We start from the raw sequence: 23,297 nt of genomic DNA, 5'->3' as shown, positions 1-23,297 counted from the left end.
TTGTTATTGGTTTGCCTGGGTTGCCCCTGTGCGGGGCGGCACCTACTTTTCTTTGCCGCGGCAAAGAAAAGTAGGCAAAAGAAAGCCGCTGAACACCGCTAATTCTTGTTCCTGCCTGAGGGCCCCCAACGGGTCCTCCGCTTCAAACGGCAACCTGCTTTTCACTGCCCGTTGCCAACGCTTCGAATTGGCTCATCACCCGCTTCACACTCCCGCGTCACCACATGCGCGATCAAATCGCTCCCGTTCTATAGCGGCAAACTGTGTGTAGGCTTTCGCGGCCTATGCGCTTCACTCCGGACTGAAAAACACGATCGGTGTCGTAAGAGCGCTGAGGTGTGAAGCACTGCGACCGACACACAGTTTGCCACCTGGGCGGCGCAAACCACTCGCTGCCGTTTGCCGCGCTACGGGTGATTGAAGCGGGTGAGGCATCGATTCGAAGCGTTGGCAACGGGCTGTGAATGGCAGAACGCCGTGTGAAGCGGAGGAACTGTTGGGGGCCCTCAGGCGGAGGTCAAGAACGGGCGGTGTTAGCCCGCTTTCTTTGCTTACTTTCTTTGCGGCGGCAAAGAAAGTAAGTGCCGCCCCGCACAGGGGCAACGCCTGCGCCGCGTAGGCGCATCGCGGATGCCAACGACAAGAACAAAAACATAGCGCTGCGCGCATCAAAAAAAATCAGACCACCCCACCCCATTCCTCAACAAGAAAATCAACAAAAACCCTGATCTTCGGCGACGACAACTTAGCCCTCTCGAACAACAAATGCACAGGCGTCGCAGGCGGCGAAAAACTCCCGAGCACAATTTGCAAACGTCCCGCCTCGACATGCGAGGCAACCTGCCAGCCGGGCGCGCGCACCACACCTGCACCTTCGATCGCCGCCGACACCAGCGCATCGAGGCTATTCATCCACAATCGCCCCGTCACACTGACCCTCATGCGCGTCGCGCCAGACTGAAACCGCCAGTCAACAGGCCCCGGCGCATCCGAAAACACAAGGCAATCGTGCTCGCGCAAATCGTCGGGCTTGCGCGGTGTACCGCATCGCGTGAGATAGGACGGCGCGGCACACACCACCATCTGAACGTCATCGAGCTTGCGCGCCACAAGGCTGGAATCCGGCAACCTGCCGACACGCACGGCGAGATGCAACCCCTCCTCCACCAGATTGACCACACGATCAACCAGCAGCAGATCGACGGCAACTTCGGGATGCATCGCGAGAAAGCGCGGCAATAGCGGCGCCACCACAAGACGGCCGAGCAGATTCGGTGCGGCAATTCGCAGTCGCCCGGACAGCTTCCCGCGTCCCGCCGACAGCGCGCTGCCAAGCTCATCCACTTCGCCAAGAATCGCCTTGGCGCGGTCGTAGAGAATGCGCCCTTCGTCCGTCATCGCGAGATTGCGCGTGGTGCGCCGCAGCAGTTGCGCGCCGAACTGCGCTTCGAGCGCCGATATGTGCCGGCTGACCGACGTCAACGACATCGGAATCGCACGCGCGGCAGCAGACAGGCTTCCCGTTTCTACGACCCGCACGTAGACACTCATCGCTTCAAAGCGGTCCATAACTTGATTCTTCCGGATTAGGCAAGGCTGCTTGCCGTTTTAAAGGAATACCGGCGATTTCCGGAATAGTCTACATTCGTTGTCAACGGGACGACACAAGCGACGGGAACCTGTGCAGATGAAACGCTCGATCTACTGGTTGATGGCAGGCGCCGCTGGCATCGTGGTCGCGAACAACTACTACAACCAGCCGTTGCTGGCCGACTTCGCGCTCGCGTTCCACACCGGCGAACGAGAGGCTGGAACGGTGTCCGTGGCCGCGCAGACGGGCTACGCGCTCGGCCTGCTGCTGTTCGTGCCGCTCGGCGACAAGCTCGAACGACGCGCGATGCTGCGCACGCTGTTGTGCGTCGCCAGCCTGGCGCTGGTTGCGATCGCGCTGTCGCCGACACTGAACTGGCTCGTGGCGGCAAGCTTCGCGACGGGCCTCGCCAGTGTCGCGCCGCAGTTGCTCACGCCATTCGCGGCGCAGCTCGCCGGGCCACAGCAGCGCGGCGAAGCCGTCGGCATCGTCATGTTCGGCCTGCTATGCGGGATCCTGGTGTCGCGTTCGATTTCCGGATCCATCGCGCAGCATTTCGGCTGGCGCACCGTTTATTGGGTCGCGGCCGCTGCGATGCTCGTGACGGCTGCCGTCCTGTCGCGCGTGCTGCCGCCCGCGCAGCCCACCTACACGGGCACCTACCGCCGCCTGATGGGCTCGCTATGGACACTCATCCGCGAAGAACCGTTGATACGCCAGACATCGGCCATCGCGTCGCTTCAGTTCGCCGCATTCTCCGCGTTCTGGGCCACGCTCTCGTTCCATCTGCGCGCAATGGATCCGCATTACGGCAGCGAAGTCGCGGGCCTGTTCGGACTGGTCGGCGTCGTGGGCGCGCTTGCATCGACGGGCGCAGGCAAGCTGATCGACAGGCGCAATCCGCGGGTCGTCGTGCTTGCGAGCGGCGCGATCTTCGTCCTCGCCTTTGCGATTCTCGCGACCGCTGGCCACACCGTCGCGGGGCTCGTCGCGGGTGTGATCGTGCTCGATCTCGGTTTGCAGAGCGGGCATGTCGCCAACATGGCGCGCAACATGAGCATCAAGAGCGACGCGATGAGCCGCATCAATACCCTCTACATGACGATCCGCTTCGCGGGTGGCGCGCTCGGTTCGTCGCTGGGAATCTGGGCGTGGAGCGTGTGGCAATGGCCCGGCGTGTGCGCGGTCGGGCTCGCGCTCGGCTGCATGTCGCTGATGGTTCAGGTGCGGCCGCAACCGGCAGGCGAAGCGCAGCGGCAATGAGCCTGCTGCTCTCATCTAGCGGCGCGGCGGAATCCACCGCCATGTGAGCGCGACGATCAGCAGAAACACGACATAGGCAACCGCAAACATCCAGGCCGGGAAGTCGTAATAGAGCCACCCGCTCACCCAACGCTGGATGAAACCTTGCTCGACCGTACCACCCGTGCGCAATTGGTCTTCCAGCACGGTGAGCGGACATGGAATATCTAGCGCCGCGAGCAATGCGACGACGGCCATGGCCGCCAGATGCAGCACACGAAACGCGCGATTGCGCACCCAACCGTGCTTCAACGCGGTGCCGGCCCAGATCGCAATCAGTCCGCCGACGATAAACAGCACGATCAGCGCATGCAACACGAGCACCGCGTTGGCCAGCCAGATCATCTCGTCTCCCGCGCGCTTTCGCTTCCACCGGATTCGCGTAAAGCTATCCGGCAGGATACCGCGCATCCGATATTGGGCTGCGCAAGCGAAGCACCGTTGCGCGCCGCATCAAATCGTCGATCAAAAATACAGCGCTTTTCCATCACGTCAACGATGGACGCGTTTGTGTCCGCGTACGCAAATCAATCATCGGGTGCATTGTGCTAGCCTGATTCGTCATCATCCGAAGTGATCCAGCGAGGCGCACGATGGAACTGCGGCATCTGAGAATGTTTTGTGCGGTGGCCGATTGCGGCAGTTTTACCGCAGCGGCTGAGAAGATCCACAACGTTCAGTCGAACGTGACCATGCGCATCAAGGAACTCGAAGCCGAGTTGAATCAGCAATTGTTCATCCGGCAAAAAAATGGCGTGGTGCTGACGTCCGCCGGACAGATCTTTCTGGGCTACGCGCAACGCATCCTTCAGTTGACGGACGAAAGCCGCAACGCACTACTGGACAGTGCCTCGCCGCGCGGCGTGCTGCGTCTCGGATCGATGGAAACGACAGCCGCCATTCGCTTGCCGAAAGTGCTGGCGAAGTACCACGAGCGGTATCCGCAAGTGCAGTTGTCTTTGATGACGGGCACGACGAATGAATTGATCAAGGCCGTCGAATGTCATCGGCTGGATGGCGCATTTGTGGGCGGCTTTCATCAGAGCGCGTCGCTGCATCAGGAAGAAGTCTTTCAAGAAGAACTGGTGCTGGTGAGCGGCGCTGAATTCGAGTCGCTTTCCGCCCTCGCCCGGCAGATGTCGGGCCAGACGGTGCTTGCGTTCAGAACCGGCTGTTTTTATCGATCGACACTTGAGCACTGGTTTTATCAGGCGGGCATTGTTCCGGGACAGGTGATGGAACTGGGCACACTGGATGGCATCATGTCCTGCGTCGCGGCGGGAATGGGTATTACGTTGCTGCCGCGCTCGGTGGTGGAGAGTCATGCCGTACGCCACGATGTGCATTGTCATGCGCTGCCCGCCGAGTACGCGAACGTCAAGACGGTTTTCATCCGTAACAAGGATGCGATCGTGACCGCAGCATTGACCGCGATGATCGATCTTGCGCACGAACAGTTTGCGATGGATGGAGGTGTTCTGAGGTCATCGGCCGGGAGAATGATGGATGCGACCGTGGGTGCGTTTATGCGGCGTGAGGAGCGCGTTGAAACTTGTCGAGTTGGGTAGCGTTTTGCGATTCACGCGTGCCCGCGAAATAGCAAAGATCATACGATACCAGGCCTGGATCTCATCGTGCGCATGGTGAATGCGGGGTTGCACGCAGAGGAACACTCCCGCCCAGTGCTCTACTGGCAGCGCATGCTGCATGGCGGTTGAACCGCCGACTGTCAGCGTCTATCGTGCTCTGTACGACATCGAGCGGTTCCCTTTCCCCTGCACCCTGCAAAGCCATGCTGATCATCGACGACCTGCGCGCAGTCCCGCTCTTCTCGACTCTGCCCGATACCCAGCTCGAGCATCTCGCCAACACCTCGGCGGATCTGCAATTGCGCGCGGGTGAATACGCCGTGCACGAAGGCGGCGAGCGAGCGCTCTACGTGGTCCTTGCCGGCAAGATGGAAGTCGTCAAGATGTTCGACGGCGTCGAGCGCACGCTCGGATGGCGTGTGCCCGGCACCATCTTCGGAGAGGTTCCGCTTGCACTGAGCTGCCCGTTTCCGGGCGCCTACCGGGCCTCGGAACCGTCGCGCGTGATGCGCGTGGATGCGCAGCAGTATTACGCACTGGCAGCTGCAGCGCCGGAGGTGGCGCTGCGGATGGGCGCGCTCGCGCGCGAGCGCATCGGCGGATTGCAAGGACTCTCCGCCGAGCCGCCCAAGCCGCGCGTGCTCGTCGCTGGCAGCCGATGGGATCCGGCGTGCAGGGAACTGAACCAGTTCCTAGTGCGCAACCAGATCAGCGGCGACTGGATCACGCTGGACGCGCCTGATTTTGCAACCCGCTGGAATGGCACCTGTCCGTCTGCGCAAGAGTGCCCCACATTGCGTCTCGCCGACGGAACGCTGCTCTGCAAGCCTTCGACGCGCGAACTGGCCGAGCGGCTCGGACTCCAGACGAAGCCGCGCTACGACGACTACGACACATTGATCATCGGAGGCGGACCGGCCGGGCTCGCCGCCGCCGTCTATGGCGCGTCTGAGGGGCTGCGCACGATCGTCGTCGAACGCGAGGCACCGGGAGGGCAGGCAGGCACCTCGTCACGGATCGAAAACTATCTAGGCTTTCCAAGCGGCGTATCAGGCGATGAACTCGCAAACCGCGCTCTGCAGCAGGCGAAACGCCTAGGTGCAGAAATGCTGGTGACGCGTTCGGTGGAGCGGATCGATGTCGAATCGCGGCACGTTCATCTCGACGGCGGCGAGGTCGTTCGAACGCGCACGATCATCCTCGCTACCGGCGTCGCATGGCGGCGTCTCAAGGTCGAGGGCTTCGAGCGTCTGATCGGGAAAGGCATTTACTACGGCGCAGCGCGCAGCGAAGCGAGCGCCACGCATGGACTCGACGTGTACCTGATAGGCGGCGGGAATTCGGCCGGGCAGGCCGCGCTCTATTTCGCCAGTCACGCGCGCCTCGTCACCTTGCTCATTCGCGCGGACTCGCTGGAGAAAAGCATGTCGCGATATCTGACCGAGCAGATCGCGATGAAGTCCAATATCGAAGTCAGGCCGAATTCGGAAGTCGTCGGCGCATACGGCGATAGCAATCTGACGTCAATCGACATTCTCGACAACACCACCGCGTCAGTCAGCCGGCACGAATGCGGCGGCCTGTTCGTTTTCATCGGCGCGGATGCGGAAACGGACTGGCTCCCGGCAGAAGTGGCACGCGACAACCGGGGCTACGTTCTCACGGGCGACGATGTCGTCAAAGCCGGGCGCTGGTCGCACGATCGCGATCCGTACCTGCTCGAATCGAGTGTGCCGGGCATCTTTGCGTGTGGCGATGTACGGCTCAGCCCTGTCAAACGCGTGGCGTCCGCCGTGGGCGAGGGCAGCATGGCGGTCGCGTTCGTCCATCGGTATCTGCAGAATACGCAGCGATAGTGTTGCGAGTCATTTCTAGCGGTGCCGGTTTGATGAACGACCGCTTGAGGACATCAGCGTGTGGCGCGTCGGCGCGATGCTGCGAGCCGATCGCAATCTCGCCGGTTGGCAGTTGAAAATCGGCCCTTCCGCGTACGCCCCGTGCCATCTTTTCCGCCGATTCATAAGTGTTTGTCCGCCCCGGAAATTCGAATCGCGCGCCAGAGCGCCTAGAGTGAAAGAGCGCGCCGAGCGGCGGCAGCCACACTCAATCGATCCGGAGGTCTTATATGAGCCAATCACCGGCGGAAGGTCTGCCAATTCCGGCAGCAGCCGGCGAGGACTATGCGTCGCTCGCAAGCGAGATCGTCGACATCTTCTATAAGATTTACGGTACTCATCCGGGCTTTCGCGTCAATCACGCGAAAGGCATCGTTGCAGAAGGAAGCTTTGTCGCGACTTCTGCAGCGGCAGCATTGAGCCGCGCCGCACTCTTCGACGGCAACACGATTCCGTTCACCGTGCGCTTCTCGAACGACGGCGGCTTTCCCGCCATCCCGGATGGCGCGCCCGGCAACATCAAAGGTATGGCCGTCAAGTTCCATATGCCGGGCGGCGCCGAAGTCGACATCGTCATGCTGGCGGTAAAGACCTTCCCGATGGCGACGGGAGAAGGGTTTCGTGATCTGCTGAAGGCCATCAGCGAGAGTCCAGAGGATGCGCCCAAGCCGACCAGGCTCGATGAATTCGCCGCCAGCCACCCGACGGTTCCCGCGTCCTTCAATACCGCGGGCACGCCGGACAGTTTTGCGCACGAAGAATATCGCGGACTCAACGCCTTTATCTTCATCGACGAAGCCGGGCGCAGACAGCCGGTGCGGTACATCATGAGGCCGGAAGAAGTCGTGTATCTCACTGTCGATGAGGCCGCCGGCAAGCCGCTCGATTATCTGATCGACGACCTGCCGCAGCGCATCGCGAAGCAGCCGGTCATGTTCCATCTCACCGCCCAGCTTGCCGAACCCGGCGACCAGACCATCGACCCAAGCCAGCCTTGGCCACACGATCGTCATGTGGTGGACCTCGGGATACTGACGCTCCACAATGTTCTTGCCGACAGCCGCGAGGTTCAGAAGGATTTGCTGTTCCTCCCGACCAACCTGATCGATGGCATTGAGCTGTCGGATGACAGGATGCCCGCCATCAGGTCGGCGGTGTATGGCGTAGCTTTTGGCAGGCGCAACGGGTGATCGTACGGAGGGACCGTCGTGCTGCAACGATCCCTTGCTTCGGCGAAAACAGCGATGCGTCCAGGCATCAGCATGCATCGCGCTCCATCTCGAGTTCCGCCCGCAAACTGTCGACGTCGCGGTAAATGGAAGCGACCGCAAGCACACGTCCATCGCGCTTGTAGCGCACCACGCAGTCGCGTCCCGCAATGCTGCCGTCAACCGAGAGTTCGTCCCAGCTTTCCGCGTGCCCCACGTAGTTGATCGGCACATCGTAGTGCTGGCTCCAGAAGAACGGCACAGCGTCGAACTTCTCCTGTCCGCCAATCAGGTTCATCGCCGCCGTTTGTCCCTGCCGTTGCGCGACGACCCAATGCTCTGCGCGAATCGACGCGCCACTGTGCGGATCGGGCCAGCGAGCGATATCGCCAGCTGCAAAGATGCCCGGCACACTCGTTTGCAGATAGGCGTCCACCGTCACGCCACGGTCGATTGCGAGACCCGCCCGCTCGGCGAGTGTCAGACGTGGCCGCACACCGGCGCCGACCACTACCAGATCGGCCTCCACTCTGCCGCCCGACTTGAACGTTACATGCTGTGCATCGATCGCGCTGACCGTGTTCTCCAGATGGAAGACGACGCCGTGCTCCTCGTGCAACTGCCGCACAAAATCGCCCATCTCGGGTCCCAGCACGCGCTCCATCGGACGCCGGTCGGGCGCCACGACGTGTACTTCGAGTCCACGCGTGCGCAATGACGCCGCCGCCTCCAGGCCGATGAAACTGGCACCGATAACGACAACGCGCCGTGCATGCTCCGCGCGCGCGATGATGGCGCGACTGTCGGCAAGCGAGCGAAGAGTATGCACATGGGGCAGGTCCATGCCGGGAATCGGCAAGCGAACCGGTTCTGCGCCCGTCGCAAGTAACAGGCGATCGTAGGGCAGCTTGCTGCCGTTCGCGAGTTCCACTTCCTTCGCGGCTGTGTCTAGCCGCACGACGCCGGCGTTCAGCCGCAGATCGATGCGTTCATCTGCATAGAAAGCGTCGTCGCGAAGCGGCAGCCACTCTTCAGGCGCCGTGCCCGCGAGATAGTCTTTGGAGAGATTTGGCCGGTCGACGGGCGGTGCTGCGTCTTCGCTGAGCATCGTCAGACTGCCCGCATAGCCGAGCCGCCTCAGGCGCTCCGCAGCGGCGAAACCCGCAGCGCCCCCACCGACGATGACGATCTTCTGCGGCGCGCCGCCTGGCACAGACACGGAACTGGCAGCCGGAGTCAGTTTCTGCAGAACGAAAACCTTGTCGCCGCGAACCGCGGTGGACCAGCACGCGACGGGGCTCAGAGCCGGCGCTCGCACCGCTTCCCCGGTGCGCAGGCTGAAACACGCGTGATGCCATGGGCAACGCACCGTGTCGCCGACAATCAGTCCTTCTGCGAGGGGACCGTGATAGTGAGTACAGGCGGCGTCGATCGCGAGGAACTCGTCACCGACGCGCGCGATCATGACGGCTGCGTCGCCCACATGCCCTGCCAGCATGCCCGCCTCGACGAATGACTCGACAGGCACGCCCTGGGCGAGATCGGGACCATTTTCATTCGATGTGTCACTGCTCATGGCAATCTCCACGAGTGATTGACCCAGGTCGAAAGTGCGAGCGTTCACCCAGGTTGAATTATCGATGTTAGATCGTTAATCCGGGCGTGACATCGGAAGTGCCTCTACCGACTGCTGGAAAGACATCGTGAACTGAATCGATGCGGGACGTCACGGGCGCTGATTGGTTGCAACGTACTTCGCTTGTGCGATTACCTTTCCGTGCATCTGAAGCGCGACGACTGCCGCACCCGATGTATTCCCCACATCGAGTTGCAGAAGGTCACTTGCTTCAGGGCATTCCATTGCATGTCGTGCTCCGTGGAAATACCAGAACTGATCCGTTTCTCGACGCATCATTGCTTAAGCGTGTCTCTACGTATTCGCTTAGGTCTACGCCCAGACCAACGCTTTCGAAAATTATTTCGGACACCTCATTCGATTAGATCACCTGCCTTTTTCCAACGAGATTCGACCCCACGCTCGCGCAACGATTATCTTGCCCGCCGCGCCGCCCGGGCATGCCAGCACATCTCACGAAAATAATAACGAAAGCAATCGTAATAATTATGTATGTAATAGATGTAATAGGTCGGTAAGGAATATTTCTCGATCACGCAATATGACGATGATTCAATCCCGTTGCTTCATCACACATTGAAGTGAGCTTGCAATTCCACCAAAAAAAACCCAGCAACTCCACGTATAACGGAGCGCTGAGCGGCAATCTGGAGCCCTCGAGAAATGTCTTACAAGACAATATTACCCAGCGCTATCGCTGTAGCAGCGCTGTTGACCATCGCCGCGTGCGGCAGCAATTCGCACAACGGCTCGACGACATCGACCGCGCCGACCACGCCTGCTGTTTCCGCGCAGGATGCCCTGGCGACCGCGACGCCCATCAAGCACCTCGTTGTGATCTTCGGCGAGAACGTCTCCTTCGACCACTACTTCGCGACTTACCCGAGCGCGACGAACGTGGCGGGCGAACCGGCGTTCAGCGCAGCAGCAGGCACGCAGACGGATATCGCCACGCTCGTGAGCGCCGGACAGACGGGCGCGGCTAATCCGAACGCGCAGGCAACGTCGCCGAACATCGTCGCCGCGACGGTCAACGGTCAAACGACCACGCCGCCGACCCTCGGCGCCGCGCTGACCACGACCACGGCGCAACCGTTCCGCCTCGACCGTTCGCAGGCGAATACGAAGAGCCAGAACCACAGCTACGCGCCCGAACAGCTCGCCGATGACAACCTGAAGATGGACGCGTTCCCGCTCTTCACGTCGGCCAGCTCGATCATCGCGGGCAGCACGGGCCAGTTCGGCTCGTCGGCGCAGGTGCTCGGCTACTTCGACGGCAACACGGTCACCGCGTACTGGAACCTCGCGCAGAACTTCGCGATGAGCGACAACGCGTGGACCGACACGTTCGGCCCGTCGACGCCGGGTGCCATCGAAGTGATCTCGGGCCAGAACCAGGGCGTGACGGTCACGCCGAACCCGAAGAACCCGACTGTCACGACGAGCAACAATGCGATTCCTGACGGCCAGGGCAGCTTCACGATGATCGGCGACCTTGACCCGACCACCGACACCTGCACGGCATCAGCGCAAACCGCGACGTCGGGCCCGACGGGCATGATGAACGGCAAGAACATCGGAGACCTGCTCAACGCCTCGAACGTCACTTGGGGCGGCTTCATGGGCGGCTTCAACCTGCAGACGGTCAACGCGAACGGTACGACGGGCTGCCTGCGCTCGACGTGGTCGGACGTGCTTGGCAGCGCGCCGGCTGACTATGTCCAGCATCATGCGTGGTTCCAGTACTACACGTCGACGGCGAACCCGACGCACCAGCGTCCGACTTCGACGGCGATGATCGGCTTCACCGAGCCGACGCTGGACAACACGGCTACGCCTGTTCACCACCAGTACGACACCGACGACTTCTTCGCGGCTGTGCAGGCGGGCAACTTCCCGTCGGTCAGCTTCCTGAAGGCACCGGCTATCGGCGATGGCCACCCGGGCAATTCGGATCCGCTCGACGAGCAGGCATTCGTCGTGAAGGTCACGAACTTCCTGCAGCAACAGCCTGACTGGAAGAACACGCTTGTCGTGATCGCCTACGACGACTCCGACGGCTGGTACGACCACGTTGTGCCGACGATCAAAAACTCGTCGTTCGACACGTCGCTCGTCACCCACGTCGGGACGGCGACCTTCACGGGCGCTGACCAGTTGTCGGGTCAGGGCCAGTGCACGGGCACGGGCGCGACGCAGCCGGTCGGTATCAACGGCGGTGCGGTCAATGGCCGTTGCGGTCCGGGTACGCGGACGCCGTTCCTCGTGGTTTCGCCGTGGGCCAAACAGAACTTTGTTGACCACACGCAAATCACGCAGGCGTCGGTTGTCAGGTTCATCGAAGACAACTGGCTCAGTGGCAAGCGTCTCGGCGCAGGTTCGTTCGACGCCGCGGCGGGCGATATCCGCAGCATGTTGAACCTGACTGGCACGGGCAACAACCCGACCGTCTTCCTCGACCCGACTGTCGGCACGAAGCTGGCTGCTGCGCCGGCAACGAACTAAGCCGATGCGCGTCCCGTCCGTTCCCTTCATCACCGGCTCACGCCGGCGCAAATGAAGGCGGGACGCCAGAAAACTTGAAGTGGGTCGAGCCAGCACGGTGACGTGCTGGCTCGACGTCTTTTCCGGATTTATTTTTGCCATCATCGCCATGAGCTCTCCAAACCCTGCATTGCCGCCCTCACTGCCTGCCGGCAATTCCTCGCCCCCAGCGAGCGCCAAACGACAGGCTCTGCGCATACTCGGCTGGACCGCGGCCGCCATTGCGGCCGGCTGCGCGGCCTTTGTCGCCTATGCGGCGATCTATCCGGAGCGGATGCCTCTTGCGATTGGCACCATCGTTGAAGACGTCACGGGCGCGAATCCGCAGCCTGTCGTCCTGCACGTACCGCCGAGCCAACCGCTGAGCGCGGTCGCCCTGCTCGGCAAACAGATTTTCAACGACCCGTCGCTCTCGGCGTCGGGCAAACAGTCGTGCGCGTCGTGTCACAGCCCTGAGCATGCGTATGGGCCAGCGAATGACCTGTCGGTACAGCTGGGTGGTCCGCATATGACGGACGCCGGCTACCGGCCGCCGCCGTCGCTTGCTTACCTTTACCGTCAGGCTCCGTTCTCGATCGGTCCCGATCAGAACGACATGGACGCCGCGCCCGTCACGCTCGATCAACTGGCCACGGCGGCAAGCGGCACGCAACGCGCGGTGAAAACGGCAGGCGTGGCGCCCGCGGCGCCCGCGATGGTGCCGCAGGGCGGTCTGTTCTGGGACGGCCGCGCAAGCACGCTGCAGGATCAGGCGGTCGGCCCGATGCTGAATCCTGTCGAGATGGCGAACAAGAACTCCGACGAGGTCGTGCACAAGCTGCTGAACGCGAAGTATCTCGACCAGTTCAAACAGCTATTTGGAGACCGGATCATCAAGCAGCCGGATCTGCTCTTCGAAGAGGCGATGTTCGCAGTGGGACGGTATCAGTTCGAAGACCCGTCGTTCCATCGCTTCACGAGCAAATACGATTACTGGCTCCAGGGCAAGGCGCGTCTGACACAGGCGGAGTTGCGCGGCTTGCGCCTCTTCAATGACCCGGACAAAGCCAACTGCGCCGGATGCCACCTGAGCAAGCCGACGGCCGATCATTTGCCGCCGCTTTTCACCGACACGCAATACGAGGCACTCGGTGTACCGCGCAACCGTGATCTGGCCATCAATAAGGATAAGAACTTCTATGACATGGGCGTATGCGGCCCCTTCCGTGACGATGCAGCGACGCTTACGCAATATTGCGGGATGTTCCTGACGCCGACGCTGCGTAATGTCGCCACGCGACACACGTTCTTCCACAACGGCGTTTATCACGATCTCCAGCATGTGATGGATTTCTACAATCTGCGCAATACGAGCCCTGAGAAGATCTATCCGCTCGATGCAGCGGGCAAGCCAGAAAAGTACGACGATCTTCCGGCGAAGTATCACGCGAATATCGACGTCGCCGATGCGCCTTTTGATCGCAAACTCGGGGATAAACCTGCGATGACTGATGGCGAAATCAAGGACATCATCGCGTTTATGAATACGCTGACTGATGGTTACAAGCCGTAGCGTCTGCTAGCTTGCTGTCGATGAAGTCGCGCGCATCTTTTCGGGTGCGCGCGACGCTGTTTTTTTGACGTCTCTTCCTCTCGTCCGCGTGTGGACTCGATCCCTAATTCCCTTGCGTTACATCTGAGCTAAAGTTCGATCCCGTTGCGCCGTTAGACAGGTACGAATATCGCCTCAACCTCGCGCCACTCAGATGATGAAGCAAAGCATGTTTTCAGTCACTCACCTGCGGGTCCACACAGACGAACTCCTCGCTGCAGTACATGGCAGCAATGACATCGTCGTTATCGCTGAGAACGGTGCTCCGAAAGCCGTCTTGCAAGATATACAGGCTTTTCATTCTCTTAATCGCGCTGTCAGTCTTCTTGAGAGGATTGCGGTGGAACATGCGGTTGCTCTTGAGGATAAGCGTGTTGAAATTAATAGTGTTCTTGGGGAGTTGGCTGGGCCGCTTAGGTTGGGGCGTGGGTGAGGTTGGATGTCGTAGCGCCTTGTGATGAGGTTGTCGCGCACTTGTGACGTAAGTCATATGTGGCTCTATTCTGCGTCCGTTCAAGGAGCGTTCAGCTTGTGAGCGTTGGGGCACGCGCTCATTGGTGACGCGGTAGGTACAGCTTTGAACAGCCATATCTGTCAACGGAGTTCAGCATTAAATGCATGCCTCCGTCTGCTATCGGGCGGCTTCTTTGAATGAGTACGATCGGCGAGTTTGAGACGTTCGACACGCGGCTGTAAATCGTCGACAATCAGTGCGCAAACGCATAGACGTAGCTGTGTGTTCGATTCCTCAATTTGGCTACTCATCCGAAGTTTCAGGTGACATGGTCGCTTCCCTTTCCCGTGAAGAACTAATTGCTTGGGCTGCCGAGTCCGTTGCGTTCTACGGGCTCGATTTGTCAAGACTCAGTACAGTCTTGCTCGCTCAAGCGTATTCGTTCGAGATTAATAGAACCTTTTCGACGTTCGATCTTACTCAACCGATCAAAGTGCTCGAAGGGCTTAGTTCTTCAAGCGCGACAGGTCGCGAAGATCAATTTCAACATGCACCGCTGACCGGTCTCTATAAAAAGCATTTCACCAGCCCGAGGTTTCTCCCAAGGAATCTGCTTAACTTTCTGCGCAGTAAGGAAGGAGGGCGTCACTTCAACGAGGCGTGGGATACGGCTGCTCAAGCCAGTGGCTCCCAATATATTGATGATGCATTCACCAAGTACCTTTCCCATCATATGGTTGTTGACTCAATCGAGATCAAGAACTCGTCGAATAGAATGACGGGGGAATCGGTAGTGTTCCACAAGCATGAAGGGAAGAACTACTATCTGACATTCGGTCTGCATAGCGAGACGAATGATGAAATCTACAAGAGAATCGTTCTTGCATGTGAATTCGACAGCCTCCCATTCAAGCTATGAAGGGCCCCGCTTCGTGATGGGTGATCGCGAAGGTCCGCTTTCACGTTTGTCAATGGACCGCTCCGGGTCGTAACCACCGATTCGCAGAAGCCCACAGCGGTCGATAACCTTTATCATCGTCGAACGACAGGAGTACGACGATAAGCCGCCATATAAGTAAAGATTCACGAGCGTCAGCTAAGGCCGAGCTGAACACGGCCGAGAATCACTCCCCCTAACGCTTAACAAACCTAAGCGTCATCCGATCCGACTCCCCAATAGCCGCAAACCGCGCCCTATCCACATCACCGCCCTCATAAGTCGGCGGCAGCGACCACACACCGTGCGGATAGTCCTTCGTATCTTTCGGATTCGCATTAATCTCACTGCGAGCAACCAGAACGAATCCAGCCGCCTGCGCATGCTCGATGACAAACGCTTCAGTCACATAACCCGAATCGATCATCTGCTGCTCAGTCGTCCCCGGCCGCGCGCGATGCTCCTCGACGCCAAGTTCACCGCCGTGCTTTAACGCGCCGTAGAACGCGCGCAGGTTGGCATCGAGTTGCCCGTCCTTGATCCAGTTATGGATATTCCGAAACGTGAACACTCGATCGAATCTCTCATTCGCATCGAATCCATTGAACTGGCCCGCATGCAATGTACCGACAACGACATTCCCATAAACCGACGGATTGTCCGCGAGCTTGCGCCGATAAGCGATATCGGTGGCACTGTCTTCTGCAGCAAGATCAGCCGATGTACTCAGATATTGCGCCTCATAGAGTTGCCCAGTATTGCGCAAATAAGGCGCAAGAATGTCCGAATACCATCCGCCTCCCGGAGCAATCTCCAGTACCGCCTGCGTCCGGCTAAGGCCAAAGAACTGCAGCGTCTGTTCCGGATGACGATAGACGTCCCGCGCACGCGCCCGGTCGCTGCGCTGCGGGCCACTGATAGCGGCATCGAGTGACGTCGCGCTGACACCTTGCGACCCGGACTCACGCGATGAACTTTGCGAATTCAACGACGAAGACGCGCAGCCTGTCAGCATCAGCGTCAAGAAGGTGGCAGCGATCGCGACTGCGCGCGTCCGGTCAAGGCGAGTAGCGTACATGGAATCGATTAAGGGTCAAGAATCCGGATACGATACGCGTTTCTCGAACCCTCTGCTCCACGCGCGTCGCATCGATCACTCAGTCACGCTGTCCTGCAGATGATCCGCGAGATAGTCGATCAACGCCCTCACCCTGGACGGCAGGAACCGGTTAGGCGGATACAGCAACCAGACCGGTCCCATATAGGAACGCGCCTCGAATTCCCATCCGTCGAGAACCTGAACAAGTCGGCCTTCCCCCAGCGCTCGCGTAGCGGAGAAGTCGGGCAAGATCGCAATACCCAGATCCTGCAACGCGGCATCAAGACGTGCACCCGCATGATTCGCAACGTAGCGCCCTCTCACTTCGATCGACTGCGTTTCGGTACCGCGCCGGAAATGCCAGCGGTTGTCGTCGACCGTTTCTCCCAGGTACAGGCATTCGTGCCGAGCAAGATCGCGCGGCTCGTCCGGTGTGCCACGGGCCGCGAGATAAGCGGGCGATGCGCATAACAACCATCTCACCGCGCCCAGTTTGCGTGCCGCAAGGTTCAACGGCGGCGAACGGGTCAATCGAATCACAAGATCGACGTCGTCGCGCAGCGGGTCGATTTCACGGTCCGTGAAGACCAGTTGAATGTCGACGTCGGGCCAGTTGCGCAAAAATTCCGGAATCAGCGGATGGATAACGGATCTGGCGAACGCACCTGGTGCACTGACCGTGACCTTGCCGCGCGGCTCGCCGACCACTTGTCCAGCGACATCGATTGCACCCGATGCCGCGCCGACAATGTCGCGGCAATAGCGGTACACCTGCGTGCCCGAATCCGTCAGCCGGATGCTGCGAGTCGACCGCTCCAGCAGGCGCGTGCCGAGGGATTCCTCAAGGCGTTTGATCTGCCTGCTCACCGTCGACGGCGTGCTGCCCAGCTGGCGCGCAGCAACGGAAAAATTGCCCGCATCGACCACGCGGGCAAACGTCGCCATATCGGGCAACAGCGCGAAAAGCTCCACTGGATTCATTGTCGTGCTCGCATCGGCCGGGACATTTATGCATCCGTGACATAGAAGATGTTCCCCGAGACACGATTATAGTTTCGGGCGCAATACTCGACAATCTGGACTATCGAAACGTAAATTGCAGGTCCGCCATGTCGAAACAGAAACGCTTGCTCCTGATCTCCGACCTGATGCTGCTCGCCGTCGCGATGGTGTGGGGCACCAGCTATGGAGTCGTCAAAGTCGCACTTGCCTTCTATCCTGTCCTGGGCCTCCTCGCACTGCGCTTTGGGTTGACGTTTCTCGTACTGTCGCCGGCATTGCGCTCACTCCGGCATGTCAAGGCATCCGCGTTGGCCGGGACCATCGGCTGCGGCATGCTGCTGCTCGGCATCTTTCTGGCCGAGACGTTTGGAATCTCGCTGACGAGCGCATCGAACGCGGCCTTTCTCATCAGCTTGTGCGTCGTGCTCACGCCGCTCGTCGAATGGGTACTTCTGAAAAGAAGGCCGGTGCCTGTCGAATGGATGGCCGTCGTGCTGTCGCTGGCGGGTGCCGCATTGGTGAGCGGCGGCGTGTCGATTCCCACTGCGGGCGACGCACTGATTCTTCTGGCGGCGCTGTTGCGCGCATTCATGGTGTGCGTGACCAAACGCGTGATGCGCGACGCTGCGCTCGCTCCGTTGTCGGTGACGGCCGTCCAGGCGGGCACCGTCGCAGCAGGCAGCGCGATTGCCGCAGCAGTGTTTGCCTCCCAGCAATTGCGTGCGGTGCCTGCGCTGGCTGGGCATGAGACCTTCTGGATGAGCGTCGGTTACCTGGTCATCGCGTGCACGCTGTTCGCGTTCTTCGCGCAAAACTTTGCGGTCAAGCACAGTAGCCCGACGCGCGTCGCGTTACTGATGGGAAGCGAACCGGCGTTCGGCGCGCTGTTTGCGTACGCGTGGCTTGGCGAACACCTTTCGGTCTGGGGCTGGCTCGGCGGGATTCTTATGGTACTGGCCTCCGTGATCGCGACGGTACCTTGGCCGCGCAGTGCCAACACAACGGTCGAGTTGCATTCCACCGTCTCGAACGATGCCTGACGAACAGCGCACGCCAGAGCGCCAAGCCACGCGACGGCGGAGGCGCGTACCGGTTCAGACGGTTCGCAGCATCCCGCCATCGACGAAATAGGTCGCCCCGACGCTGTAGCTCGCACGCTCCGAGCAAAGAAACACGATGAAATCCGCCAGTTCCGCCGGCGTTCCGAAACGCCGGATGGGCGCGAATTCGTCGGCCACCTGCTGCAGATGACCTTCCCAGTCGCCGCCCGTATCCTGCGTGAGTTCTTTCGCGGTCTTGACCCAGTCGGGTGTCAGCACGAGGCCGGGATTAATCGTGTTCACGCGGATGTTGTCCTTGATCACCTCGTTGGCGAGATTCTTGGAAAACATCATCAGCGCGGCTTTGGTCACGTTGTAGATCGGCTCGTAACCGAGCGGCTGCACCGCGCAGATCGACGCGTTGTGCAGGATCGCGCCGCCGCCTCGCTGCTTCATCGACGGCACGAGACCGCGTGCGAGCCGCACGGCCGCCATCACGTGAAGATCCCAGTATGCCTGCCACTTCTCGTCGGGCGCTTCCATGATCGTCTCGTTACTGCCCGTGCCCGCATTATTGAAGAGGATGTCGGCGCCGTTGAACTGCTGGTTCGCCGCGCCGACGAGCGCGTCGACGCCCTCTGTCGTCGAGACATCGCACGCCACGGGCACGACACGGACGCCGTGCCGTGCCGAAATCTCCGCCGAGGCCTGTTCGAGCCGTTCACGTTGCCGCGCGCCCAGCACGAGATTCACGCCTTCGGCAGCGAACGCTTCCGCGACCGCCAGTCCAATGCCGACGCTTGCGCCCGTCAGGACCGCCACTTTTCCACGCAGTTTCAGATCCATTGCCCGTCTCCGTTCCACGTTGTGCATTGGCCTGACTATACCGGCTGACGGGCGGGTTCAGATAACCCGGTTCACGAAGCGCTCTTCTCCGCGGCGATCACGCTGGCCTCCAGGCGCGTGAACTCCGCGCTGCTCACCGTGCCATCGCCATCGCGGTCCATCAGTTTCAACAGCGATTGCGACGTTGAATCGCCGGGCGTACTCACCGCTTCGCTCACCGCGTGCAACCATTCGGCGTTCGACACTTTGCCGTCGTGATCGTTATCAAGCGTGCTGAAAAACTGATCAGCATCGGTTTTGCTTTCACCGAATTCGGCCAGCACCGTCTCGAAGTCCGATTGCGAAATGTATCCGCTGGGGTTTCCGTCCCTCCCTTCTATCGTGACCTGAGCGAACGGCATGCGGCTTTTCATGGCCGCTTCAAGCTGCTTGAAATACTCGACATCGCTCTCGCCGGGCGAGCGCGTCAACTTCGTTCCCGCCAGATTGACCATCGCGACGGACACGCCGTTGGCATGTAGCCCGGCGAGCGCCTGTGCATCCGGGCTGAAGCTCACCTGTGACGACGACTCTGATCCGGATGTTCCCTGCGGCGTTGCCGGCGTATCAGCGGCCGCAAATGCCGCGAAACTCGCATCCGTTCCGGTCGAACGTGCTGGCGGCGTAGCGGACTGCGGCTGAGTGATGGCTCGCTGATAGCCGATACTGGAAACTGACATGTGCGACTCCATGGTGATCCGGATGCCCAGCATCCGGGATTGAAGAATGTCGATGCCATGACACTGGCTGGTTCATAGCCAGCCAGGCTGTCCTGGAGACCGGACTATTTCAAATCCACTGCAAGGCCATTCTTCAGAATAGAGACTGAAAACGCCCCCAATCCTCACTGGAGTCGCGGCGATATCCGCCAAAGGCTTGTGCACACAGGCCGTTTCTTATCTGGCTTTAAACGATGCTTTTATTGGCCGTCGGGCAACGATCGGTTTTGATACTCGCGCTAAACGGCCTACCGGTTCAGGCGGGGATCAGGCCGCGTGTAAAGAATCAGAAACGCGCCAAGCAAACACATGCGTACGAGCGCCGGAAGGAAAATAGCGAGTGCCGCGAACGCAAACAATGCGAGCATGATCCAGGCCCTGATCCATTGCATCCTTCGACGGGCGAGCGTGGCTGTATCACTGGAGGGGTTCTGCCGGAAGCTCTCATACATCAGAACCATGTATGTGATTTCGACAAGCAGGAAAACTATTGCGTATGCCGTCAACGGCACACTCGCCACTCTGCTCGACGCGAGCCACGCAGTCGTGAACGGAATAAACGAGATCCAGAATAGATTGGCGAAGTTCGACCAGGCCAGCAAACCGGTGAGAGAAGCCGCATGTTTGAACACGTGATGGTGGTTCAACCACACGACGGCAATGAACGCATAACTGACCACGTAGCTGACCAGATCCGGCCAGAGTTCGAGCAAGGCGCTGCCGTCGTTGCGGGTGGGGATTTTCAGCGCCAACACCATGATGGTGATGATGACGGCGAAAATCCCGTCAGTGAGTGCGCTGAAACGGTCTAGGTTCTGATCCGGATCGCTCATGGGGCGCCACGTCCTGGAACTGGGTCAGTCCAACGTCGACGAAGACCGCGATGCCAGTCGCGAACAACGGATCAGCATCCGGCCTGCCTTCCCATCGGGAGTTTCCGATTATGCGCCTGAACGCGTTCGATGCATGGACAAGGACATGCATCGAACGGGTGCCGAGCGGCTGTAACGTAAAGCCTCACCCCATGAACTGCTGCCGCAGATAACCCGCCGTCTGGCTCCCCTGCGCACGCGCAACGTCTGCCGGTACGCCACTCGCCACAATCGTTCCGCCAGCATCTCCGGCGCCCGGTCCGATATCGATGACCCAGTCGCTTTGCGCAGCCACCCGCATGTCGTGCTCGACCACGATCACCGTATTGCCGGCATCGACGAGTCCTTGCAGTTGCACCAGCAACCGGTCGACATCCGCGGGGTGCAGCCCCGTGGTCGGTTCATCGAGTATGTAGAGCGTGTCGCCACGCTGCGCGCGTTGCAGTTCGGTCGCGAGCTTGATGCGTTGCGCTTCCCCGCCCGATAGCTCGGTAGCCGGCTGGCCAAGCCGCAGATAACCGAGCCCGATATCGCGTAGTGCGGTGAGCGCACGCATCACACCCGGTTCGCCCGCGAAGAAACTGCACGCGGCGTCGACGGTGAGGCCCAGTACCTCCGCAATGTTCTTGCCCTGCCACGTGATCTCCAGTGTCGAATCGTTATAACGCGTGCCGTGGCAAGTCGTGCACGGCGCATACACACTTGGCAGAAACAGCAGTTCGACGCTGACGAACCCTTCGCCTTCACAGGTCGGGCAACGGCCTTGCGCGACGTTGAACGAGAAACGCCCTGCGCTGTAGCGTCGCTTGCGGGCAGCGGGCGTATCCGCGAACAGCTTGCGCACGTGGTCGAACAGCCCCGTGTAGGTGGCGAGATTCGAACGCGGCGTTCGTCCAATCGGCTTCTGGTCGACGCGCACGAGTCGCCTGATCGCTTCCATTCCCTCGGCAATATGGCCGCTCGTCGGCACTTGCGCGATCGCGAGCAGCGGGTCCTGTTCGTCATCGTCGGGACTGTCGACGACTTTCCCCAGCCGGCTCGCGACCAGTTCCGGCAACGCCTGACTGACGAGGCTCGACTTGCCCGAACCGGATACACCCGTGACCGTCGTCAGACAGACTAGCGGGAAGGCAACGTCCAGCCCGTGCAGGTTGTTGCGCGTGATGCTGGCGAGCCGCAGCCAGCGCGCGGCACTGCGCGGCGTGCGATCGACCCGCGCAGGCGGCGCGAACAGATGCTGGCGCGTCTGCGATGCCTCGATGGTCGCGAGGCCCTCTGGCGGCCCGCTATACACGATGTGACCGCCCGCCTCGCCCGCAGCGGGGCCCACATCGACCAGCCAGTCGGCGCGTCGCATCGTGTGCATATCGTGTTCGACGACAAACAGCGAATTGCCGGCTTCCTTCAGCTTTTGCAGCGCGCTGAACAGCGCTTCGCCATCGGCGGGATGCAAGCCGGCCGATGGCTCGTCGAGCACATACACTACGCCGAACAGTTGCGACGACAACTGCGTGGCCAGTCTCAGCCGCTGCAATTCACCCGAAGACAACGTCGGCGTACTGCGGTCGAGCGCGAGGTAACCCAGGCCAAGGTCGATCAGCGTCGTCAGCCGCTCCAGCAACTCGGCCGCAATGCGCTGCGCGGCGAGGCGCTTCTCGTCGGAAAGGTTCGGTGTACGGCGCACGTCTGGCGATGCCTTGTGCGCTGAACCGCCCGCGGCGACGCGTTTATCGACGGCATCGCGCATCGCGCTCTTGCTGAGCACGCCGCCTTTGCCCGCGCCCTTGCCTGGCGTCGCTCGATCCGGTTTTGCCCATTCCCCGCGTGCGATTGGCTCGAGCAGCGCAGCGAGTCCAGCAAGCGGCAACTGCGACAGTTCGGCAATATCGAGTCCGGCAAACTTCACCGAGAGCGCTTCTTTCTTGAGCCGTTTGCCGTGACACTCCGGGCAGTCGCTGCCGATCATGTACTGCGACACGCGCTTTTTCATCAGTGCGCTTTGGGTGTTCGCGAAGGTATGCAGCACGTAGCGACGCGCGCCCGTGAACGTCCCCTGATAGCTCGGCTCGTCCTTGCGCTTGAGCGCGGCGCGCGTCTCTTTTGGTGTGAGGCCCGCATAGACGGGCACGGTTGGCTGCTCGTCCGTGAAGAGAATCCAGTCGCGGTCTTTCTTCGGCAGATCGCGCCAGGGGGTGTCGACGTCGTAGCCGAGCGTCACCAGGATATCGCGCAGATTCTGCCCATGCCACGCCGGCGGCCACGCGGCAATCGCGCGCTCGCGAATGGTCAGCGAGTCGTCGGGCACCATCGATTTCTCGGTAACCTCGTACACGCGCCCCAAGCCGTGGCACGCGGGACAGGCGCCTTGTACCGTATTTGGCGAGAAGTCCTCGGCGAACAGCATCGGCTGTTTCGCTGGATACGTACCCGTGCGCGAGTACAACATGCGCACGAGGCTCGACAGCGTGGTCACACTGCCCACCGACGAACGCGCGCCCGGTGTGCCCCGCTGCTGTTGCAGGGCGACGGCGGGCGGCAGGCCTTCGATCGCATCGACTTCAGGCACGCCAACCTGCTCGATCAAACGCCTCGCGTACGGCGCAACCGATTCGAAGTAACGTCGTTGCGCCTCCGCGTATAGCGTGCCGAACGCGAGCGATGATTTACCCGAACCCGAGACCCCTGTGAACACGACGAGCGCATCGCGCGGAATCTGTACATCGATGTTTTTCAGGTTGTGTTCGCGTGCGCCGCGCACACGCACGAAGCCGGTGAAGATGCCTGAGGGCGTGGGCGTCGAACGGGAATCGTTGCGGATGTCATCCATGTTGATCTGTCGTAAGGGCTGCGCGTGATGAGGTAGTCAAACCATGCCTGAAACGCGTCGATCATGCCACGCAGTCGAACGCGGCCGCATTGCATGAACACGAGAT

Annotated in this window: 18 protein-coding genes; 9 read left to right on the top strand and 9 right to left on the bottom strand. The window is 60.6% G+C overall.

Translation table 11 applies throughout. The annotated features are described in order from the left end of the window. Nucleotides 1-678 precede the first annotated feature (678 nt). Nucleotides 679-1,569 (bottom strand): LysR family transcriptional regulator, encoded by an 891-nt coding sequence (locus G3O01_RS15425; protein ID WP_205805995.1) that lies wholly within the window; start codon nucleotides 1,567-1,569, stop codon nucleotides 679-681. Between the two features lie 118 nt (nucleotides 1,570-1,687). On the opposite strand from G3O01_RS15425, the gene G3O01_RS15420 reads away from it, so the two are divergent. Next, on the top strand, nucleotides 1,688-2,854 hold the full coding sequence (locus G3O01_RS15420) for an MFS transporter (protein WP_205805994.1): 1,167 nt from the start codon (nucleotides 1,688-1,690) through the stop codon (nucleotides 2,852-2,854). Nucleotides 2,855-2,869: 15 nt separating this feature from the next. Here the strand turns inward: G3O01_RS15420 and G3O01_RS15415 are convergent, their stop codons facing one another. Further along, nucleotides 2,870-3,238 (bottom strand): DUF2784 domain-containing protein, encoded by a 369-nt coding sequence (locus G3O01_RS15415; protein ID WP_205805993.1) that lies wholly within the window; start codon nucleotides 3,236-3,238, stop codon nucleotides 2,870-2,872. 248 nt (nucleotides 3,239-3,486) lie between these two features. Between G3O01_RS15415 and G3O01_RS15410 the strand changes: the two genes are divergently transcribed. The 3 genes from G3O01_RS15410 (at nucleotide 3,487) to G3O01_RS15400 (ending at nucleotide 7,567) form a co-directional block, all read left to right on the top strand. Beyond that, nucleotides 3,487-4,461, top strand: a complete 975-nt coding sequence (locus G3O01_RS15410; protein ID WP_241023973.1) for a LysR family transcriptional regulator — start codon at nucleotides 3,487-3,489, stop codon at nucleotides 4,459-4,461. Nucleotides 4,462-4,685: 224 nt separating this feature from the next. Further along, nucleotides 4,686-6,338 (top strand): cyclic nucleotide-binding domain-containing thioredoxin-disulfide reductase, encoded by a 1,653-nt coding sequence (locus G3O01_RS15405; protein ID WP_205805992.1) that lies wholly within the window; start codon nucleotides 4,686-4,688, stop codon nucleotides 6,336-6,338. Between the two features lie 269 nt (nucleotides 6,339-6,607). Further along, a complete protein-coding gene (locus tag G3O01_RS15400) occupies nucleotides 6,608-7,567 on the top strand; it encodes a catalase family peroxidase (RefSeq protein ID WP_205805991.1) in 960 nt (319 codons plus the stop codon). Between the two features lie 67 nt (nucleotides 7,568-7,634). On the opposite strand, the gene G3O01_RS15395 is transcribed toward G3O01_RS15400, so the two are convergent. Continuing rightward, nucleotides 7,635-9,161, bottom strand: a complete 1,527-nt coding sequence (locus G3O01_RS15395; RefSeq protein WP_205805990.1) for an FAD-dependent oxidoreductase — start codon at nucleotides 9,159-9,161, stop codon at nucleotides 7,635-7,637. A gap of 723 nt (nucleotides 9,162-9,884) precedes the next feature. On the opposite strand from G3O01_RS15395, the gene G3O01_RS15390 reads away from it, so the two are divergent. The 4 genes from G3O01_RS15390 (at nucleotide 9,885) to G3O01_RS15375 (ending at nucleotide 14,729) form a co-directional block, all read left to right on the top strand. Beyond that, a complete protein-coding gene (locus G3O01_RS15390; protein ID WP_205805989.1) occupies nucleotides 9,885-11,726 on the top strand; it encodes an alkaline phosphatase family protein in 1,842 nt (613 codons plus the stop codon). A gap of 148 nt (nucleotides 11,727-11,874) precedes the next feature. Beyond that, nucleotides 11,875-13,317: a cytochrome c peroxidase gene (locus tag G3O01_RS15385; protein WP_205805988.1), complete on the top strand. Its 1,443-nt coding sequence runs from the start codon at nucleotides 11,875-11,877 to the stop codon at nucleotides 13,315-13,317. A gap of 193 nt (nucleotides 13,318-13,510) precedes the next feature. After that, nucleotides 13,511-13,789 carry a type II toxin-antitoxin system Phd/YefM family antitoxin gene (locus G3O01_RS15380; protein WP_205805987.1) on the top strand — a complete coding sequence of 93 codons (279 nt, stop codon included), beginning with the start codon at nucleotides 13,511-13,513 and terminating at the stop codon, nucleotides 13,787-13,789. A gap of 349 nt (nucleotides 13,790-14,138) precedes the next feature. Further along, a complete protein-coding gene (locus G3O01_RS15375) occupies nucleotides 14,139-14,729 on the top strand; it encodes a hypothetical protein (RefSeq protein ID WP_205805986.1) in 591 nt (196 codons plus the stop codon). A gap of 214 nt (nucleotides 14,730-14,943) precedes the next feature. Here the strand turns inward: G3O01_RS15375 and G3O01_RS15370 are convergent, their stop codons facing one another. Together G3O01_RS15370 and G3O01_RS15365 are read right to left on the bottom strand one after the other, a co-directional pair. Further along, nucleotides 14,944-15,825 (bottom strand): class I SAM-dependent methyltransferase, encoded by an 882-nt coding sequence (locus G3O01_RS15370; RefSeq protein ID WP_205805985.1) that lies wholly within the window; start codon nucleotides 15,823-15,825, stop codon nucleotides 14,944-14,946. Between the two features lie 75 nt (nucleotides 15,826-15,900). Next, nucleotides 15,901-16,827, bottom strand: coding sequence for a LysR family transcriptional regulator (locus tag G3O01_RS15365; RefSeq protein ID WP_205805984.1), 927 nt, complete (start codon nucleotides 16,825-16,827; stop codon nucleotides 15,901-15,903). A 128-nt stretch (nucleotides 16,828-16,955) separates the two neighbouring features. Between G3O01_RS15365 and G3O01_RS15360 the strand changes: the two genes are divergently transcribed. Beyond that, complete coding sequence (locus G3O01_RS15360; RefSeq protein WP_205805983.1) at nucleotides 16,956-17,888, top strand: DMT family transporter; 933 nt, start codon at nucleotides 16,956-16,958, stop codon at nucleotides 17,886-17,888. Nucleotides 17,889-17,942: 54 nt separating this feature from the next. Here the strand turns inward: G3O01_RS15360 and G3O01_RS15355 are convergent, their stop codons facing one another. From G3O01_RS15355 to G3O01_RS15340, 4 genes are all read right to left on the bottom strand, one after another. Further along, nucleotides 17,943-18,734: an SDR family oxidoreductase gene (locus tag G3O01_RS15355; RefSeq protein ID WP_205805982.1), complete on the bottom strand. Its 792-nt coding sequence runs from the start codon at nucleotides 18,732-18,734 to the stop codon at nucleotides 17,943-17,945. Between the two features lie 71 nt (nucleotides 18,735-18,805). Beyond that, nucleotides 18,806-19,486: an EF-hand domain-containing protein gene (locus G3O01_RS15350; protein ID WP_241023972.1), complete on the bottom strand. Its 681-nt coding sequence runs from the start codon at nucleotides 19,484-19,486 to the stop codon at nucleotides 18,806-18,808. Between the two features lie 254 nt (nucleotides 19,487-19,740). Beyond that, nucleotides 19,741-20,325, bottom strand: a complete 585-nt coding sequence (locus tag G3O01_RS15345; RefSeq protein ID WP_205805981.1) for a TMEM175 family protein — start codon at nucleotides 20,323-20,325, stop codon at nucleotides 19,741-19,743. A gap of 184 nt (nucleotides 20,326-20,509) precedes the next feature. Then, the gene (locus G3O01_RS15340) at nucleotides 20,510-23,191 is read right to left on the bottom strand and encodes an excinuclease ABC subunit UvrA (RefSeq protein ID WP_205805980.1); all 2,682 of its coding nucleotides are present in this window, start codon (nucleotides 23,189-23,191) and stop codon (nucleotides 20,510-20,512) included. Nucleotides 23,192-23,297 lie beyond the last annotated feature (106 nt).

Origin of the sequence: Burkholderia sp. Ac-20365 (genome assembly GCF_017104715.1) — a bacterium.
In the GTDB taxonomy this organism is placed as follows: Bacteria; Pseudomonadota; Gammaproteobacteria; order Burkholderiales; family Burkholderiaceae; genus Paraburkholderia.
Note: the sequence above shows the minus strand (reverse complement) of the source record. Positions and strands in the feature narration are given on the sequence as shown.

Bases quoted from the DNA above. Each gene is read 5' to 3' on its own strand.
- G3O01_RS15380 (WP_205805987.1), top strand. From the start codon at position 13,511: ATGATGAAGCAAAGCATGTTTTCAGTCACTCACCTGCGGGTCCACACA.
- G3O01_RS15425 (WP_205805995.1), bottom strand. From the start codon at position 1,569: ATGGACCGCTTTGAAGCGATGAGTGTCTACGTGCGGGTCGTAGAAACG.
- G3O01_RS15350 (WP_241023972.1), bottom strand. From the start codon at position 19,486: ATGCTGGGCATCCGGATCACCATGGAGTCGCACATGTCAGTTTCCAGT.
- G3O01_RS15365 (WP_205805984.1), bottom strand. From the start codon at position 16,827: ATGAATCCAGTGGAGCTTTTCGCGCTGTTGCCCGATATGGCGACGTTT.
- G3O01_RS15360 (WP_205805983.1), top strand. From the start codon at position 16,956: ATGTCGAAACAGAAACGCTTGCTCCTGATCTCCGACCTGATGCTGCTC.
- G3O01_RS15400 (WP_205805991.1), top strand. From the start codon at position 6,608: ATGAGCCAATCACCGGCGGAAGGTCTGCCAATTCCGGCAGCAGCCGGC.
- G3O01_RS15420 (WP_205805994.1), top strand. From the start codon at position 1,688: ATGAAACGCTCGATCTACTGGTTGATGGCAGGCGCCGCTGGCATCGTG.
- G3O01_RS15390 (WP_205805989.1), top strand. From the start codon at position 9,885: ATGTCTTACAAGACAATATTACCCAGCGCTATCGCTGTAGCAGCGCTG.
- G3O01_RS15385 (WP_205805988.1), top strand. From the start codon at position 11,875: ATGAGCTCTCCAAACCCTGCATTGCCGCCCTCACTGCCTGCCGGCAAT.
- G3O01_RS15410 (WP_241023973.1), top strand. From the start codon at position 3,487: ATGGAACTGCGGCATCTGAGAATGTTTTGTGCGGTGGCCGATTGCGGC.
- G3O01_RS15375 (WP_205805986.1), top strand. From the start codon at position 14,139: ATGGTCGCTTCCCTTTCCCGTGAAGAACTAATTGCTTGGGCTGCCGAG.
- G3O01_RS15405 (WP_205805992.1), top strand. From the start codon at position 4,686: ATGCTGATCATCGACGACCTGCGCGCAGTCCCGCTCTTCTCGACTCTG.
- G3O01_RS15340 (WP_205805980.1), bottom strand. From the start codon at position 23,191: ATGGATGACATCCGCAACGATTCCCGTTCGACGCCCACGCCCTCAGGC.
- G3O01_RS15415 (WP_205805993.1), bottom strand. From the start codon at position 3,238: ATGATCTGGCTGGCCAACGCGGTGCTCGTGTTGCATGCGCTGATCGTG.
- G3O01_RS15345 (WP_205805981.1), bottom strand. From the start codon at position 20,325: ATGAGCGATCCGGATCAGAACCTAGACCGTTTCAGCGCACTCACTGAC.
- G3O01_RS15370 (WP_205805985.1), bottom strand. From the start codon at position 15,825: ATGTACGCTACTCGCCTTGACCGGACGCGCGCAGTCGCGATCGCTGCC.
- G3O01_RS15395 (WP_205805990.1), bottom strand. From the start codon at position 9,161: ATGAGCAGTGACACATCGAATGAAAATGGTCCCGATCTCGCCCAGGGC.
- G3O01_RS15355 (WP_205805982.1), bottom strand. From the start codon at position 18,734: ATGGATCTGAAACTGCGTGGAAAAGTGGCGGTCCTGACGGGCGCAAGC.